The 16,915-nt window shown below is 71.7% G+C and carries 13 protein-coding genes and 1 pseudogene; 6 read left to right on the top strand and 8 right to left on the bottom strand.

Going from position 1 to position 16,915, the window contains the following annotated elements; genetic code table 11:
- Positions 1–63: 63 nt before the first annotated feature.
- Positions 64–1,207: pseudogene (locus tag IH26_RS58870) on the top strand (aminotransferase class V-fold PLP-dependent enzyme).
- Here the strand turns inward: IH26_RS58870 and rph are convergent.
- Together rph and IH26_RS0141635 are read right to left on the bottom strand one after the other, a co-directional pair.
- Positions 1,204–3,687 carry a rifamycin-inactivating phosphotransferase gene (gene rph / locus IH26_RS0141630; protein WP_030441807.1) on the bottom strand — a complete coding sequence of 828 codons (2,484 nt, stop codon included), beginning with the start codon at positions 3,685–3,687 and terminating at the stop codon, positions 1,204–1,206. The pseudogene IH26_RS58870 and the gene rph sit on opposite strands and share 4 nt — an antisense overlap.
- An 82-nt stretch (positions 3,688–3,769) precedes the next feature.
- Positions 3,770–4,942: an MFS transporter gene (locus tag IH26_RS0141635; RefSeq protein ID WP_030441808.1), complete on the bottom strand. Its 1,173-nt coding sequence runs from the start codon at positions 4,940–4,942 to the stop codon at positions 3,770–3,772.
- A gap of 285 nt (positions 4,943–5,227) precedes the next feature.
- On the opposite strand from IH26_RS0141635, the gene IH26_RS0141640 reads away from it, so the two are divergent.
- The 3 genes from IH26_RS0141640 to IH26_RS0141650 are packed head-to-tail and all read left to right on the top strand — an operon-like array spanning position 5,228 to position 7,382.
- Positions 5,228–5,860, top strand: a complete 633-nt coding sequence (locus IH26_RS0141640; protein WP_030441809.1) for a response regulator transcription factor — start codon at positions 5,228–5,230, stop codon at positions 5,858–5,860.
- A complete protein-coding gene (locus IH26_RS56615; protein ID WP_084599549.1) occupies positions 5,857–6,891 on the top strand; it encodes a sensor histidine kinase in 1,035 nt (344 codons plus the stop codon). The genes IH26_RS0141640 and IH26_RS56615 overlap by 4 nt, the downstream gene beginning before the upstream one ends.
- Positions 6,892–6,896: 5 nt before the next feature.
- On the top strand, positions 6,897–7,382 hold the full coding sequence (locus IH26_RS0141650; RefSeq protein WP_030441811.1) for a glutathione peroxidase: 486 nt from the start codon (positions 6,897–6,899) through the stop codon (positions 7,380–7,382).
- Here the strand turns inward: IH26_RS0141650 and IH26_RS0141655 are convergent.
- The 6 genes from IH26_RS0141655 to IH26_RS0141680 all read right to left on the bottom strand — a co-directional run bounded on the left by IH26_RS0141655 (position 7,371) and on the right by IH26_RS0141680 (position 13,367).
- Positions 7,371–8,465 carry a hypothetical protein gene (locus IH26_RS0141655; RefSeq protein ID WP_084599551.1) on the bottom strand — a complete coding sequence of 365 codons (1,095 nt, stop codon included), beginning with the start codon at positions 8,463–8,465 and terminating at the stop codon, positions 7,371–7,373. The genes IH26_RS0141650 and IH26_RS0141655 overlap by 12 nt on opposite strands.
- A gap of 204 nt (positions 8,466–8,669) precedes the next feature.
- Positions 8,670–9,350 (bottom strand): HAD family hydrolase, encoded by a 681-nt coding sequence (locus IH26_RS0141660; protein WP_245665919.1) that lies wholly within the window; start codon positions 9,348–9,350, stop codon positions 8,670–8,672.
- A gap of 51 nt (positions 9,351–9,401) precedes the next feature.
- A complete protein-coding gene (locus IH26_RS0141665; protein ID WP_030441814.1) occupies positions 9,402–10,265 on the bottom strand; it encodes a carbohydrate ABC transporter permease in 864 nt (287 codons plus the stop codon).
- On the bottom strand, positions 10,265–11,218 hold the full coding sequence (locus tag IH26_RS0141670; RefSeq protein WP_030441815.1) for an ABC transporter permease: 954 nt from the start codon (positions 11,216–11,218) through the stop codon (positions 10,265–10,267). Before IH26_RS0141670 ends, IH26_RS0141665 begins: the two co-directional genes overlap by 1 nt.
- Positions 11,218–12,732, bottom strand: coding sequence for an extracellular solute-binding protein (locus tag IH26_RS0141675; protein ID WP_030441816.1), 1,515 nt, complete (start codon positions 12,730–12,732; stop codon positions 11,218–11,220). The genes IH26_RS0141670 and IH26_RS0141675 overlap by 1 nt, the downstream gene beginning before the upstream one ends.
- Complete coding sequence (locus IH26_RS0141680) at positions 12,729–13,367, bottom strand: DUF624 domain-containing protein (RefSeq protein WP_084599553.1); 639 nt, start codon at positions 13,365–13,367, stop codon at positions 12,729–12,731. Before IH26_RS0141680 ends, IH26_RS0141675 begins: the two co-directional genes overlap by 4 nt.
- Positions 13,368–13,639: 272 nt before the next feature.
- Here IH26_RS0141680 and IH26_RS62400 point away from each other — a divergent pair, with 272 nt between their 5' ends.
- Together IH26_RS62400 and IH26_RS0141690 are read left to right on the top strand one after the other, a co-directional pair.
- Complete coding sequence (locus tag IH26_RS62400) at positions 13,640–15,406, top strand: serine/threonine-protein kinase (RefSeq protein ID WP_034217084.1); 1,767 nt, start codon at positions 13,640–13,642, stop codon at positions 15,404–15,406.
- A 144-nt stretch (positions 15,407–15,550) separates the two neighbouring features.
- A complete protein-coding gene (locus IH26_RS0141690; protein ID WP_030441819.1) occupies positions 15,551–16,738 on the top strand; it encodes a beta propeller repeat protein in 1,188 nt (395 codons plus the stop codon).
- Positions 16,739–16,915 lie beyond the last annotated feature (177 nt).

The following is a 16,915-nucleotide window of genomic DNA, read 5'->3' on the forward strand; positions in this document are numbered from 1 at the left end:
GAGGCGAAGGCGCCGGGCGGGATCCGGCGCCTTCGTCACGTCCGGAACGCCTAGGCTCGGCGGGTGATCCTTGACGTCGACCTTGTGCGGTCGCACTATCCGGCCCTCGCCGAGGGCTTCGTCCACTTCGACGGGGCCGGCGGCACCCAGCCGGCCGAGCCGGTGATCGCCGCGATCGCCGGGGCGATGCGGACGGCGGTGTCGAACCGGGGCAGCGCCCACGAGCCCGCCCGCCGGTCCGGGGAGATCGTCGCCGCGGCCCGGTCGGCGGTCGCGGACCTGGTGGGCGGCGACCCGGCCGGGGTGGTGTTCGGGCCGAGCGCCACCGCGCTGACCTATCTGATGGCCCGCACCCTGTCCCGGGAGTGGGGACCGGGCGACGAGGTGGTGGTCTCGCGGCTCGACCACGACGCCAACGTCCGGCCGTGGGTGCAGGCCGCCGAGACGGCCGGAGCGACCGTACGGTGGGCCGAGGTCGACCTGACGACCGGCGAGCTTCCGGCGGCCCAATACCGGGAGTTGATCGGCTCGCGGACGCGGCTGGTGGCGGTCACCGCGGCCAGCAACGCCATCGGGACCATGCCGGCGGTCCGGCAGATCGCCGACGTCGCGCACGCGTTCCAGGCTTTCGTGTACGTGGACGGCGTGCACGCGACCGCACACCGGCCGATCGACGTGCGGGCCCTCGGCGCGGACTTCTACACGACCAGCGCCTACAAGTGGTCCGGCCCGCACTACGCCGCCGTGGTCGCCGACCCGGCCGTCTGGGCGCCCCTGCGCCCGGTGAAGCTGATCCCGTCGCCGGAGCAGGCCCCGGACCGGTTCGAGTACGGGACGCTGAGCTTCGAACTGCTGGCCGGCCTGACCGCCGCGGTCGACTACCTGGCCACCCTCTCCGGCGAGCCGGCGGTCGACTACCCGGCCACCCACTCCGGCGAGCCGGCGGTCGACTACCCGGCCACCCACTCCGGCGAGCCGGCGGTCCGACCGCTGCCCGACGGTCTCGTTCCGGGTCGCCGGCCAGACCCCGGCCGAGACCGCCCACGCCCTCGGCGAGCAGGGCATCTGCGTCTCGCACGGCGACTACTACGCGGCCGAGTACTTCGAGGCGGCCGGCCTGCGCGCCGACGGCGGGGCGGTGCGCGCCGCCATCTACCACTACAACACCGAGGACGAGGTGGACCGCCTCCTGCGGGCGCTGGCCTAGGACAGCAGCTCGACGTAGCCCTCGCTGCCGTGCACCCGGATCCGCCGGCCGTCGGCGATCAGCCGGGTCGCGCCGGCGACGCCGACCACGGCCGGCAGGCCGTACTCGCGGGCGATCACCGCGCCGTGCGTCATCAGGCCGCCCACCTCGGTGACCAGGCCGGCGACCGCCACGAACAGCGGTGACCAGCTGGGGTCGGTGAACGCGGTGACCAGGATGTCGCCCGGTTCCAGGTCGGCCTCGGCCATGTCGAGGATGACCCGGGCCCGGCCCTCGACGGTGCCGGCCGAGACCGGGAGGCCGATCAGGGCGCCGGGCGGGGCGTCGTCGCGCCGGTAGGAGCCCGCGATGGCCTCGCCCTCGGACGTGAGGACCCGGGGTGGCGTGAGGGCCTGGTAACCGCGGAAGTCGTCCTTGCGCTGCCGGATGAGGCGATCGTCGGACCGGCCCCGGCGTACGACCGCTTGAAGCTCTTGGAAGGTGAGGTAGTAGATGTCCTCGCGGTCGGCGAGCACGCCGGCTTGCACGAGGCGGTCGGCCTCGGCCAGGAGGGCCTGCTTATAGACGAAATAGCGGGCGATGATGCCGTATTTCGGGTACTCCCGGTAGCCGATGAACGTGCGGAGGCGGTCGATCATCCGTACGGTCTGATCGGCTTTGTCCTCGCCGTTCGGAAGGGTCCGCAAGCGGTCCAGGACGTCCTGGCGCTTGGTCTCGGCCTCGCGGCGGCCCTTCTCGAAGCGGCGGCGGGCCTCGCCGGGCTGGAAGAGGCGGATGTTGTCGAGGATCAGCGGGACGAGGGTGCAGGGGCGCTCGCTCCAGCGCGGCCGGGTGATGTCGATCTCGCCGGCGCAGCGCATGCCGTATCTGTCGAGGTAGACCTGGATGGCCTCGCGCGGCGCGGGCGGCAGTTCGGCCAGGAAGCCGTCGTCCTCGACGCTCTCGAGGAACTTCACCACCTCGGGGTACGGGCGGATCGCGTCGGCGACGTCGAGCAGCGCCAGGCCCATCTCGGAGGTGATGTTGTTCGGCGCGGAGAGGGTGAGCGTGTCGGCCGCGTTCCTCTCGCCGAGCCACTCCTCGAGGTGGTCGTTGAGCCACCAGGTGGCGTTCATGCCCGCCATGATCGCCTGCATGCTCAGCGGGTCGGTGAGCACCCGCTTGTGCTCCTCGAAGGCCGCCAGCAGGAAGTCGAAGAGCTCAGGCCCGCTCTTGCCGGCGATCTCGCGCCGCAGCGCCGCCAGGGACGCCTCGCTGCGCTCGATCAGCCCGGTGACGATGGCCGGGTCGGTCTCGATCGAGGGGGCCGCGGCGTGCGCCGGCGGCGGGGCGGCGTCCGGCACCTCCCGGATGAAGCCGCGGTCGAGAACGGTCTCCAGCGCGTCCCGGAACAGCGGATCGCCGCGGCCCACCATCGCGAGGAAGCCGGCGCGGGCGGCCGGTGAGGTCAGCTGCCGGGTGGCGTCGACGAACAGCCGCCCGCCGGCCTCGTGGAAGGTCGCCATCGCGGTCAGCCGCCACACGGACAGGCCCAGCGGCTTCATGGCGTCGGTCATCATCTGCTGGTGGCCGGCGGAGAGATAGACGTGGTTCTCCCCGTCGGCGGCCTCGGGGATCGGGTACAGGGTGGTGATCGGGCGGCTCTGCACGACCCAGAAGTCGTCGCCGGCCAGACACCATTCGATGTCCTGCGGCCGGCCGAAGTGGGCCTCGATCCGGCGGCCGAGTCGCACCAGCTCCCTCACCTGTGGATCGGTGAGCGCGGGCTGGTCGCCGACCACTTTCTTGTCGAGGATCTCGCCGTCGCGCACCTTGTACACGTCCGGGTTGACCAAGCCGGAAACCAGAGCCTCGCCAAGGCCGAAGACGGCGTCCACGGTTGTGACAGTCCGATTGCCGGTGACCGGGTCGGCCGTGAACAGGACGCCGGACGCATCAGGGACAACCATCTGCTGTACGACCACAGCCATGTCGACCATCCGGTGGTCGATACCGTTGCGCGCCCGGTAGACGACCGCCCGCTCCGTGAACAGCGACGCCCAGCACTTGGCGATGTGCTCGAGGACCGCGGCCGCGCCGACGACGTTCAGATACGTGTCCTGCTGGCCGGCGAAGGACGCGGTCGGCAGGTCCTCGGCGGTCGCGCTGGACCGGACGGCGTAGGCGGTGTCCTCTTCCACGGCTTCGGTCACCGCGGCCGCCAGCTCGGCAGGGATGGCGACGCCCTCGATGGTCCGGCGGATCTCGGCGCTCAGCGCGCGGATCGACTCCCGGTCGGCCGGGTCCAGGCGGGACAGCCGCTCCATCGCCGGCGTCTCCGGGACGACCCGCCGGAAGGCCGCGGTCGTCAAGCAGAACCCGGGAGGCACGCGTACGCCGTCCAACCGCGACAGCTCCCCCAGATTCGCGCCCTTGCCCCCGGCGATCGCCCCCTGCGCCCCGTCTACCTCGTGCAGGTCCAACACGTACCGCTCGGTCATTCGATCCCCATATCCGCAGGTCGTGGACTCGGTGGACGATTCTGCAGTATGACAGGGGTCTTGCCGCAAGCCACCCGGTGCGTTATACCTTGGAGTGGGCGGGACGGCGCACCGACCAGCCGAGCGCGGCGACCGCCAGGGCGCCCACCGTGCCCGCGAAGACGGCGCTGGCGATCAGCGGCCCGGCCACGGCGGAGAGCACCCCGACCCCGATCACCGGCACCGAGTTGCCGATGAAGCAGGCCATGAAGTAGGTGGAGACCACCTCCGCCCGGCGGTCGTCGGGCGCGATCTCGTTCACCACCTCCAGGCTGCCGCGATATCCCAGCGCCAGGGCCACGCCGCCGACCGCCGAGGCGAGCAGCAGCACGCCCATCGACCGGGCCGCCTGGGCCAGCACCACCAGCGCGACCGCCGGCAGCAGGCACAACAGGCCGCCGGCCATCGCCCGGGCCGGCTCGAGCCGCCGGCCGAGCACCAGGCTGACCGCGGCCACCACGCCCAGGGCGAAGACGACGAGGCCGCTGACGGCCACGTTCCGTACCCGCAGGTCGTGGGTCACGATGGTCGGGATCAGCGCGAAGTAGAGGCCGCCGAGGGCGAAGCTGACGAAGGCGGTCACGGCCGGCGCGGCGAACGCGCCCCACCGCTCGCGGGGCACCCCGACCCGTGGCCGGACCCGCAACCGCGACTCGCCGAGCCGGCGGGTTTCCGGCGCGCGGGCGACCGCCGTCGCGACGACGCCCAGGACGATCAGGTACGCGACGAACGGCAGGACGAGCGGGACCGGCGCGTACTCGGCGAGCAGACCGGCCAGCAGCGGGCCGACGGCGATGCCGGTGAGATTGGCCGTCGCCGCGGTCACCGTCGCGGCCCGCCGCTCGCCCGGTCCGAACAGCTCGGCCAGCCAGGCCGTGCCGGTGCCGGAGAGGATGCCGACCGCCAGGCCGATCAGCAGGCGGCCGGCGTACAGCCACGCGGTGCCCTGGGCGAACACGAACAGCAGCGTGCCCGCGGTGGCCAGGCCGAGCGCCGGCAGCGCGACCCGCTTGCGGCCGGCCCGGTCGGAGATCTGGCCGAAGAACAGCAGGGCGGCCAGGTTGCCGACCACGTACACCGCGTAAACCAGGGTCAGGGTGATCTCGGAGAACCCGAACTCGCGCTGGTACAGCGGGTAGAGCGGCGTGATGATCACGCTGCCCATGAACGCCGATCCGATGAGGGCGGCAATCGGAGCCGCCGTTGATCTGGTCATCCTCAGCGCCACTACCCCGAACCGTGCAGGGTAAACGGAAATGGCCGCATTGGCCGATCCGTCAGTCTGATCTTTGCGGCGACGACGGAAATGGACAGCGATCTACCAGACCGCGGCCGAGCGCGCCTGCCCGGAACCGCGCCTGCAGTCGTACGCGCGGGAGGGTCGGTGCGCCGAGTTCGACGCCTACTGCTCCGGCGGCAAGCAGTTCAACGGGTTGTCCGCACATTTGGGTGCGGTTTTCCCGTAGCGACGCGCCGCGGATCACGACCTACTCTGGGCAGCATGACGGCGGACGGTGCCTGGCGGATCCTGCTGGCGGACGACCACACGGTGGTCCGCGCCGGGCTGCGCGCGCTGCTGGTGGCCGACCCGCGGTGCGAGATCGCCGGCGAGGCGTCCAGCCTGGAACAGCTGCGCGCCCGCGCCCGCCACCTGCGGCCCGACCTGATCGTGCTGGATCTCAGTTTCGGCTCCGGCAACGCGCTCGACACCCTGCCGGAGCTGCTGGCGGTGGCCGGACCGCCGCGCGTCGTCGTGCTCACCATGCACGACGACCTGGCCCACGCCCGGGCCGCGTTCACCGCCGGCGCGCACGGCTACCTCGTCAAGGAGGCCGCGGCCGACGAGCTGCTGCGCGCGGTCGAGACCGTCATGGCCGGCTCGCGATACCTGCACGCCGAGCTGGGCGCCCGGCTGGCCCGCGCCGGGCACGCCGCGCTCGACGAGCTCACCCGGCGCGAGCAGGAGGTGCTCGAGCTGCTCGCCCGCGGCTACACCAACGCGGAGACCGCCGCGCACCTGAACGTCAGCCTGCGCACGGTGGAGGCGGTACGGGCCGGCCTGCGCGGCCGGCTCGGCACGCACAGCCGCGCGGGCATGGTCGAGGCGGCCAAGCGCCTGGGCCTGCTCGCATGACTCGACCCGCTGGCATGAACGGGCCGGCTCGACCCGCCCCGGCGGCGCTGGCCGCGCTCGGCGTCCTGCTGCTCGCCGCCAGCACCGTCCTCGAGCTGAGCGACACCAACGCCCGCGCCGAACTGTGGGCCGGCGCCGGGGCCGGGGCCACCTTCCTGCTCGCCATGGTGCTCAGCCCCGGCTCGGACGCCCGCGTGCTGGCGTTGCGGGCCCGGCTGCTGGTCGGCGCCGGCCTGTCCGCGCTGCTGGCCGTCTCCGGGCTCTGGCAGCTGACCGAGCGCTCGGCGCCCCGGGTGCTGCTGCTGCTCATCCCGGTCTGCCTGCTCTTCACCACCGCCGCGCTGGCCCTGCGCGAGGCGGCCCACCAGCGCGAAGTGGCGCGCATCCGAGAGCTGAGCTCCCGCCAGGCCGGCGAGGAGGCCGAACGCCGCCGCTGGGTGCGCGAGCTGCACGACGACACCCTGCAGGAGCTCGCCGCGGTGCACGTGCTGCTGGCCGGCGCGGCCGCCGAGCGGGATCCCCGGTCCGGGGCGGCGATCACCCAGGCCCGGGACCTCGTCGGCCACCAGATCCAGGCCCTGCGCCGGCTGATCTCGCAGATGCGCCCGCTCGCGCTGGACAGCCTCGGGCTCTCCGCCGCGCTGGAGGAGCTCGCCCGGCACACCGGCGACGCGAGCGCGCTCGACATCCGCGTCCAGGCGCCGTCGCTGCCCCGGCTGCCGCCGGACGCGGAGGCCACGATCTACCGGATCGTGCAGGAAGCGCTCACCAACGCCGCCCGGCACTCCGGCGCGCGCACCGTCGACGTGGCGCTGCGTCTGCACGGCCAGGAGCTGGAGGTCGTCGTCCGGGACGACGGCCACGGCGCGGCCGGCCGGTTCACGCCCGGCCACGGCCTGACCGGCATGCGTGAGCGCGCCGAGATGCTCGGCGGCACGCTGACCGTCACCACGGACGGCCCGGGCACGACGGTCCGGCTGCGCGTGCCCCGGCCGGCGCCCGCGGCCGCCCCGGCGCGGACACTATCCTGAAGCTCATGACGATCTTCGACGTGACGCTCCCCGGCGGGACCGACCCCTCGGTCGAGCTCGGCGCCCGGCCTGGCGTCGCCACCCTGGTGGTGAACGTGGCCTCCAAGTGCGGTCTCACCCCGCAGTACAACGGCCTCGAACGACTGCAGGAGCGGTACGCCGGCCGCGGCTTCACCGTGCTCGGCGTCCCGTGCAACCAGTTCGGCGGGCAGGAGCCGGGCACCGCCGACGAGATCGCCGAGTTCTGCTCGGCCACCTACGGCGTCACCTTCCCGCTGACCGAGAAGATCGAGGTCAACGGCGACAACCGGCACCCGCTCTACGCCGAGCTGGTCACCGTGCCGGACGCCGAGGGCTACACCGGCGACATCCGCTGGAACTTCGAGAAGTTCCTGGTCGGCCCGGACGGCACGATCACCCGCTTCGGCCCGCGGACCGAGCCGGAGGACGCCTCGGTGGTCAGCGCGATCGAGGCGGCGCTACCCGCGTAACCGGATCGTCGGGCCGTCCCCCTCGGCGATGATCGACAACACCGTGGTCACGATCGCGTCCAGCCGGCCGCGGTCGGCGAGCGCCCCCGTGACGCCGCCGAGCGGGTCGGCCGCGGCGTGCGGCGCGCGGTCGAGGCCGCCGGTGAACAGGCCGCCGAAGACGCTGCGGATCACCTCGGCGACGGCCGCCTCGGCGTCCTCGCCCTCGGCGACCCGGCTGTGGATCAGCCGGACGGCGTGCCCGGCCAGCCGGGCCAGCTCGCTGTCCACGTGCCCGTCGGGCTCGCCGAGGACGAGCGGGGCGTCGGCCGGCGCGGCGGCCACCGGCGCCTGCTTGGTCCCGAGCGGGCGCTCGACGAACGACTCGTACCAGCCGGGCCGGGTCCGCATCGCCCGCAGGACCAGCCCGATCTCGCGCGAGACCGCCCCCGGGTCGCTGCCGGTCCAGTCGCCGAGGCAGCGGGCGCGTTCCTGGGCCCAGGAGTCCACCGGCCACAGCTCGGTGCCGGCCGTGTCGGCCACGCCCACCCAGACCAGGACGTTCGTCGCCAGCGTGGTCAGCCACGGGTCCCGGCCGAGCTCGTCGGCCAGCCAGCCGGGCAGCCGTGGCCGCTGCAACGCCCCCCGCTGGCCGCGCCGGCGGCGGTGGGCGTCGACGGTGGCGGCGCCGAGCCGCGCCGCCACCCAGGCCTCGAGGTCGCGGATCGGCCGGCGGGCGTGCGCGAGGAGGTCTTCGACGACCGCCTCGACGTCGTCGTGGAACCGGTCCAGGCACTCGTCGGCCAGGTTGCCCACGCCGGCGGCGCAGGCGGCGTGGCCCCGCACCTGCTCGAAGCGGCGGGTCACCCGGTTGAAGACGATCGGCCACACCATCTCGTACGCCGCACTGCTGAGATCCAGCCGGTCCAGCCCCCGCGCGGCCGCCGCCTCCTCGGCGAGGGTGCCCGCCGCGGCCAACCGGCGCAGCCGGTCGGCGCTCTGCCGGGCCTGCGACCGATTGGCGGCCCGGGACATGTACAGGCTGCCGCCGGCGTTGCCCCGGCCACTCTCGAGACGCCGCGTCTGTCCACTCGAGACACCCATCGAGGACTCCTTCCGAACCGCGCATCGGGAAAGGGCGCCCGCAGCTTGGCGCAGACACCCCCGGCGATCCAGAGAAAACGGATGACTACGGCGACTCGCCGATCGATTGCGGACAATCGTCCGTCGCCGATCGTCACGTCCGGGCCATCTAGGCAAGCCGCTCGGTGGATGCAATCTCCGAACCGGCGTCCCGCAAGCGTGGGCTCAGGCGCGGATCAGCTCCGGCAGCTCCGCCATGTCGGTGAAGACGAGGGTGGCGCCGGCCGCGCGCAGCACCTCCGGCGCCGCGTGGGCCGGGCCGGCGGGCGCGAAGCCGTAGACGGTCGCCCCGGCGGCGACCCCCGCGGTGACGCCGGCGACCGAATCCTCGATCACCACGGCCGCGGCCGGATCGACCCGCAGGGCGGCCGCGGCGGCGAGGTAGACGTCGGGGGCGGGCTTGCTGCGGGGCATCTCCACGCCGCTGAAGACGCGGTCGCCGAAGTACTGGTCCAGGCCGGCGATCTTCAGCTGCATCTCGGCCTTGCCCCGGTCGGCCCCGGTCACGCAGGCGAACCGCTCCCCCATCAGCGCGGCCACGGCCTTGACCGCCTCCTCGGCGCCGGCGATCGGCACCAGGCCGGCCCGCAGGGCGAGGTTCCGCCGGCTGCGGAAGCTCGCCAGCCACTCGTCGTCGATCCGGAAGCCGGTGTGCCGGTGGATCACCGCCCACTCGTCGGCGAGCGCCCGGCCGACGAACAGGTCGACGCAGTCCCGCTCGGAGATCTCCCAGCCGAGCGCGATCAGCATGCTCCGCAGCACGCCGTTCGTGATCGGCTCGGAGTCGACGAGCACGCCGTCGCAGTCGAACATCACGGCATCGAAGCGCGGGGTAGGAGAAGTCACGTGGGGCAACTCTACTGCGGCGCATTGATCCGGTCCCCGGCCAGGTGGTAGTCACTCCTTCACCGATCCGATGAGAACGCCCTTGGCGAAGTGCTTCTGCAGGAACGGGTAGAACAGCAGGATCGGGACCGTCGCGATCACGATGACCGCGAACTTCACGCCCTGCTCGGGGAAGGCGTAGCCCTGCAGCGACTCCAGGACGTTCGCCGAGTCGGCGTCCGGCGCGGTGAGCTGGCGGACCAGCATCTGCAGCGTCCACTTGTGGCTGTCCGAGAGGTAGAGCAGCGGCGACGTGTAGTCGTTCCAGATGGCGACGGCGTAGAACAGCGAGAAGGTCGCGATCACCGGCTTGGAGAGCGGCAGCACGATCCGCAGGAAGACGGTGAGGTCGCCGGCGCCGTCGATCCGCGCCGCCTCCTCGAGGGCCTCGGGCAGCGCCTGGAAGAACGTCTTCACGATGATCAGATAGAACGGGTTGATCGCCAGCGGCAGGACGAGCGCCCAGTAGCTGTCGAGCAGCCCGAGGTCGCGCACCACCAGGTAGGTGGGGATCATGCCGCCGCTGAACACCAGCGTGAAGATGACCAGGTTGAGAGCCAGCGTCCGGCCGGGTAGATAGCTCTTGGACAGCGGGTAGGCCATCGTCAGCGTGAGCGCCACCTGGATCAGCGTCCCGACCGCGGTCACCGCCACGGTGGTGAGCAGCGCCCGCAGGAAGGTATCGGTGCCAAAGATGTAGTCGTAGGTCGTGGTCACGAACTTCTCCGGCCACAGGAAGAAGTGCCGGGACTCGATCTCCGACTCGCTGGCGAACGACCCGGCGAGCACGTAGAGCAACGGCAGCACGGTGATCGCCCCGAGCCCGAGCAGGAAGACCGCGTTCAGCACGTCGAAGACCTTCGAGCCGCGGCCCATCAGTACAGCCCCCGCTCGCCGAGGCGCTTGGCCAGCCAGTTGGTGCCGAAGATGAGCAGCACGCCGATCACGGCCTTGAACAGCCCGACCGCGGTGGCGTAGCTGTACCCGCCCTGGGTGATGCCGACCTGATACACGTACGTGTCGAAGACGTCCGCCACCGACCGGTTCAGCGAGGTGGTCATCAGCCAGATCTGCTCGAAGCCGGTGTCCAGCAGCTGGCCCGAGGTCAGCACGGCCATGACGACAAGTGCCGGGCGAATTCCTGGAAGGGTGATGTGCCAGAACTGCCGCCACCGGCCGGCCCCGTCCACCCGGGCCGCCTCGTACAGCTGGGTGTCGACGCCGGCCAGCGCGGCGAGGTAGACGATCGTGCCCCAGCCGGTCTGCTTCCACAGCGACTGGAGCACGATGATCGGCCGGAACCACGCCTCCTGGGCCACGTAGTCGACCGGCCGGCCGCCCACGACGGCGTGGATGGCCTGGGCGATCACCCCGTAGTCCACCGAGAACAGCACGTAGGTCAGCGAGGCCACGATGGTCCAGGACAGGAAGTGCGGGATGTAGATCAGCGACTGGACCGAGCGTTTCAGCACGCTGTGCCGCACCTCGTTGAGCAGCACCGCCACCACGATCGGCGCCGGGAAGACGAACAGCAGCGTGAGCAGCGCCAGGATCAGCGTGTTGACCATGATCCGGGCGAAGTCGGGGCCGGTCAACAGCTCCTCGAAGTGCTTGAGCCCGACCCAGGGGCTGCCCGAGTAGCCGAGGAACGGCAGGTAGTCCTTGAACGCGATGGTCAGGCCGTACATCGGCCAATACCTGAAGATCAGGAAGTACGCCAGGCCGGGCAGCACCATCAGGTAGAGCCAGCCGTGTCGCCAGATTCTTCTGGCCGGGGGCGCCGGCGGGGACTCGACCGGCGCCTGGCGGGGAGCCAGTTCGGTGGCCATCACTTGAGGAAGTCGTTGATCTCTTGCGTGATCTTGCTGCCGCCGCCCGCGTACCAGCGCCGGATCTCGGCCTGGAGGCCGGCCTCGTCGATCTCGCCGGACAGGTACTTGACCCGCGCGTCAGGGATGATCTTGTCGAGGGTGGGGCCCTGCGCGACGGCGGTCGGCGCGATCACGCCCAGCGCCGGGTTGAAGACGGCGGTCTTGAGGTCCTCGGTCTCCATCGGCTTGCGCTGCTCGATCAGCGCGCGCTTCGCCTCGTCGGCGGGCTTCAGCGGGTAGTAGCCGCCGTTGACGCTGTACCGGGTGCCCAGCTGGATGAAGGCGTTGTCCACGTCGTTCTGCAGGACCTTGACCTTCGGGTCGTCCAGGCCGATCGGCACCGAGTAGCCGCCCTCGAGCTTGAAGTTGCGGCCCTCGATGCCGTTGGTGAGCAGGATCGAGCCCTCCTTGCCCTCGAGCTTGTCGAGGACCCGCAGCAGCTCATCCAGCTGCGCCTCGGTGCGGACCCGCTGCTTCGAGACGGCCAGCACGTTGTTGTAGCCGGTGAACGGGGAGGAGAACTTCTGGCCGTCGGCCCGCCTCAGGTTGCCGACCATGAGGACCTTGTCGGCGTCCTTCGGGTTCTTCTCCCGGAACCGGTCGTACAACGCGGTGGCGCGCACGTCGACGTCGATGATGATCCCGCCCTTGCCCTGCACGAACGGGTCCATCCAGTGGCCGGTGTCCAGGGTCGCGAAGTCGGGGTTGACCAGCCCTTCGCCGACCCACTTCTTGAGCTCCCGCTCGGCGGCCAGGAACTCCGGGGTGTCGAAGCCGGGCACGTACCTGCCGTCGCGCAGGCCCCAGCCGTTGGGCGCGCCGAACCAGGTCTCGAAGACGTCGTACGGGCTGGCCGTGGCGTACTTGCCGGTCCATTTCGGGATGATCAGCCCGTACGTGTCCTTCTTGCCGTCGCCGTCCGGGTCCTGCTCGGTGAACGCGTTGGCGATCCGGTAGAGGTCGGGGACCGACTGCGGCGCCGGCAGGCCGACCTTCGCCAGCCAGTCCTTGCGGATCGAGATGGCGGAGCGGAGCAGCGGGCGGGTCCGGTAGATGCCGTACGTCTTGCCGTTGACCATCGAGTTCCTGGCGGTCTGCGGGTCGAGCGGCTTGAGATTCGGGTACTTGTCCAGCTTGCCGGTGAGATCCCAGAAGGCGCCGGCCTCGGCGGTCTTCACGAAGGACGGCGACTTCTCGTCCACCACCATGACGTCCGGCAGGTTGTTGGACGCCAGCGTCACGTTCGCCTTGTCGTTGTAGCCGGCGTCGGGCACCCAGGTGATGGACAACTTCTTGCCGATCAGCGCCTCGACAGCCTTCTGCAACTCGCCGTCCGGGCTGGGCGCCGTGCCGAACAGCCGCACCATCATGGTGATGGTGTCGCCGGTGCCCTTCGCCTCGCCGCCACCGCACGCGGTGACGCTCAGGGCGGTGGTGAGGGCCAACGCGGCCGCCAGGGTCTTGGTCTTCATGAGATCCGCTCCGCTCGTAGACGCGCCTCGTTCTCGGCGAAGAACCGCAGACACAGCCATGTGTCCAGCTGGATCCACCCGCCGACGGAGATCACCAGGGCCAGGAAGGGGAACGTCGCGGTCGCCTTGAGCACCGCGACGAAGGCGAACAGCAGCAGCACGGACGAGGCCGGCCGGGCGAGGGCGAACCGCGACGCCCTGGGGAGACAGGCGATCGTCCGCAGATCGAAGTGCACGACCATGGGCAGGAGGTACGCGACGATGACGACCACCGCGGCCAGCGCCGCCAGGCTGGCCAGCCGCGGCAGCGTCGCCGCCGGCCCGCGAGCGGCGAAGTACAGGTAGTCGCCGACCAGGCAAGCGCTTACCCCGAGGACCGGAAAAAGCAGGGCGGTGCCCCGGACGAACTGCCGCCGGTAGGCGGCGGCGAACGCCGGGACGGCCTGAAATGATTCACCCCGGGCGTGCCGGCGGGCCACGGCGTACGCCGCGACGGTGGCCGGGCCGACCCCCAGGAGCACCCCGCCGAGGAGGGCGGCGGCCAGCCACAGCAGGTTCAGCCGGACCGCCCAGAAGACCTCGTCGGCAGCCTCGTACAGCCTGATCACCCAGGCCGTGCCGCCCCTTGGAGGCATCGTGACCACCCCCGCTCGCTGCCCGAGAACGTGAGCGTGACCGTAACTTTGAAACGTATTGATGTCAACGTTCATCGATGTCTCGCCCCCGGCTCACGCTCCGTATTGCCAGGCGTCAATGTGCCAAAACCCGCGGGTAACCAGAAGAGTCCGGAAAATAATGGCGGCCACATGGGCCTATGCGTGACAGTCGGTCGTAAGATCAGGGACCGTTCAGATCGGAAGCCGTCACCTTTAGTGAGCTTCCTTCGCGTACGGGATGGGTACTGGCGATGACAACGAGCCCGCTGCGGCCCAGCGACCCGCGACGACTGGGCGAGTACCGCCTGCTGTCCCGCCTGGGCGAGGGTGGGATGGGCACCGTCTACCTGGGCCGCGACCTCGACGGCCGGCCCGTCGCGGTGAAGGCGATCCGGCCCGAGCACGCCAGCAACCGGGAGTTCCGCAATCGCTTCCGCAGCGAGGTGGAGCGTGCCCGGCAGGTCCCGTCGTTCTGCACCGCCGCCGTCCTCGACGCCGATCCCGACGACGTGACGCCCTACCTGGTGGTCGAGTACGTGGAGGGTCCCAGCCTGCAGGACATGGTCGAGGAGCGCGGCCCGATGTCCCCCGGCGACCTGCACAGCGTCGCGGTCGGCGTGGCGGCCGCGCTGACCGCCATCCACGGCGCCGGCGTCATCCACCGCGACCTGAAACCCAGCAACGTCCTGCTCTCGCTCGGCCTCCCCAAGGTGATCGATTTCGGCATCGCCCGGGCCCTCGAGGCCACCACCAGCCACACCCGGCCCGGCCGCTGGGTGGGCACGGTCGACTACATGGCGCCCGAACGGCTCGACCCCGACGTCGGCCCGGTGACACCCGCGGCCGACATCTTCGCGTGGGGCGGCGTCATCGTCTTCGCCGGCACCGGCCGCAACCCGTTCCTCGGCGACACGCCGGTGGCGACCGCCGCCCAGATCCTCACCAAGGCCCCCGAGCTGCGCGGCGTGCCCGACTCGCTGGTCGAGCTGGTCCGCCAGGCGTTCGCCAAGGACCCCGCCGACCGGCCGGCCGCCAACGACCTGCTGCAACAGCTGCTCGCGGTGAACGCCCCGCACGCACCGCTCTCGGGTCCGAAGGCGCGCCGGGCGACCGGCCGCTTCGACGCCCGCAACCTGCTCGAACAGGTGATCGCCGACGGCCCGAAACGGCCGACCACCACCGGCTCGCAGCGCATCCCCACGCCCCTGCCGGTCGCCGAGCCGGAGCCGAGACGGCGGCGACGGGCGCAGTCCTCCCGGCGGGCGCAGGCCGCCCAGCCGGCGGCGGCCTCCCGGCGGGCGCCGGCCTCGCCGAGCCGGGTGACCGGCCGGCGCCTGGCGTGGGCGGTGGGCGCCGTGATGGTGGCCTCGGTGGCCGCGGCGACGGTCGCCTACGCCCGCACCAACGGCGAGCCGGCGGCGAACAACCCGGCAAGCCAGCCGCAGACCAAGGTCGCGACGGTGACCGGCACCCCGAGCCTGCGCGGCGCGTCCTTCTTCGACCCGCTCAGCGCCCCGGGCCGGTTCAAGGAGACGGTCGCGGCGTCCGGGGCCTGCAAGTTCGAGAACGGTCAGCTGCACGCCCGGGTCAAGGGCCGCTCGACCGTGCAGTGCCCCGGCCCCGACGACACGTTCGCCGGAAACCAGTCCCTTGCCGTACGGGTCGAGCTGGCCGACGCGAACGCCTGCGCGATGGTCTGGTTCCGCTACCTCGGCGACAAGGGCTACCAGCTGACGGCCTGCGCCGACCAGGTCGAGCTGGAGGAGCTGGACGGGGTGCTGCTGACCTCGCTGGGCAAGAGCTCGTCGACCGCGCTGCAGCCCGGGAGCCCGCACGACCTGGTGATCACGATCACCGACGAGCACGCGGCCGTGACCATCGACGGCCAGGACGCGGTGCAGGGCGCCGTGACCGCCCCCGACCTGGCCAAGGGCCGCATCCAGCTGGGCGTGACCGGCAACGGCGGGAACGGCGCGGCCGAGGTGTCCTTCACCAACCTGGACGCCCGCTCCAACTGACCACCGGGGCGGTGCCTCGACGCCACTCCCCCCGCCGGTGCTTCAGCGCCGTTTCAGCCGCACGTCAGGGGCTCGGCCCACACTGCTCGCGATCGGCGTGCACAGCGCGCGCCGCGGCTTCCTGGCACAGAAAGAGATCCCGCCATGTCCGGAAAGGCATTCCGGAGCGGCCTGGCCGCCGTCACGGGCGTCACGCTCGTGGCGGTGGTCGCCGCGCCGGCCCGCGCGGCCACCTCCTGGTCCGTGCTCAGCACACCGAACCGCGGCACGATCGCCAACGAGCTCTACGGCAGCGCCGCGCTGTCGGCCACCTCGGCGTGGGCGGTCGGCAGCTGGTACGACACCAACCTGGCCGCCCCGCGCACCCTGATCGAGCGCTGGAACGGCACCTCCTGGTCGACCGTCACCAGCCCGAACGCCACCCAGTACTACAACGAGCTGCACGATGTGGACGCGAGTTCGCCGACCGACGCATGGGCGGTCGGCTACGCCAACGGCTCGTCCGGTGTCAACGGGATGCCCCGCGGGACGCTCGCCATGCACTGGAACGGCACCGCCTGGTCGACCGTCGCCACCCCACAACCGGGAACGAACGTCCGGCAGCTGTACGGCGTGAAGACCTTCTCCGCCGGCAACGCGTGGGCGGTCGGCTGGTACTACGACAGCTCCCTGCACGGCGAGGGCCTGGTCCTGCACTGGAACGGAACCGCCTGGTCACAGGTCACCGCGCCGGATCCGGGAACCTCCGGCACCACGCTGGAGGCCGTCGCCGGCAGCGGGCCGAACGACGTCTGGGCGGTCGGCTACTACACCAACAGCGGCGAGCACGGCGTGCTCGGCCACCCGCTGGCGATCCACTACGACGGCACGACCTGGACCCAGGTCCCGATGCCCGAGTCGGGCTCCGGCACGTTCCTGCACTCGGTCGCGGCCCTGTCGGCCGACGACGTGTGGGCGGTCGGCTCCAAGAACGGCTACTCGGCACCGGTGGCGTACCACTGGAACGGCACGGCCTGGACGGAAATCCCCACCGCGCCAACCGGCGGGTCGTTCAACAACGTCCTGTACGGCGTCACAGGTGTGGCACCGAACCAGGTGTGGGCGGTCGGCTACTCCTCGTCCAGCGGCCAGAGCCAGCCGATCGTCCAGCGCTGGAACGGCACCGCGTTCACCAGCGAGACCGTCCCGCAGCAGCAGATCGGCGGCCTGCTCTACGCCGCCGCCGCAAGCCCCACCGGCCCGACGGTCTTCGCCGCCGGGACCCGCTGGGACCTGAACGAGACCGGCTCCCTCGCCGACCGCACCCTGTCGATGCGCGGCTCCGGCACCTGACAGAACGAGCCAAGGCCGTCACCGGCGCCCCACGCCGGTGACGGCCCCGCCCAACCCCGTCCGCGGGTAGTGGACGCACTAGTACGGCAGCCGCCATTCGTGATCATGGCTGGAATTCGAGGCTGAGGCGGCGGGCGTAGTGGGCTCGTCTGGCTCGTGCCTGGTGCTGCAGTCGCC

Source organism: Actinoplanes subtropicus (assembly GCF_000721705.1).
Lineage (GTDB): Bacteria > Actinomycetota > Actinomycetes > Mycobacteriales > Micromonosporaceae > Actinoplanes > Actinoplanes subtropicus.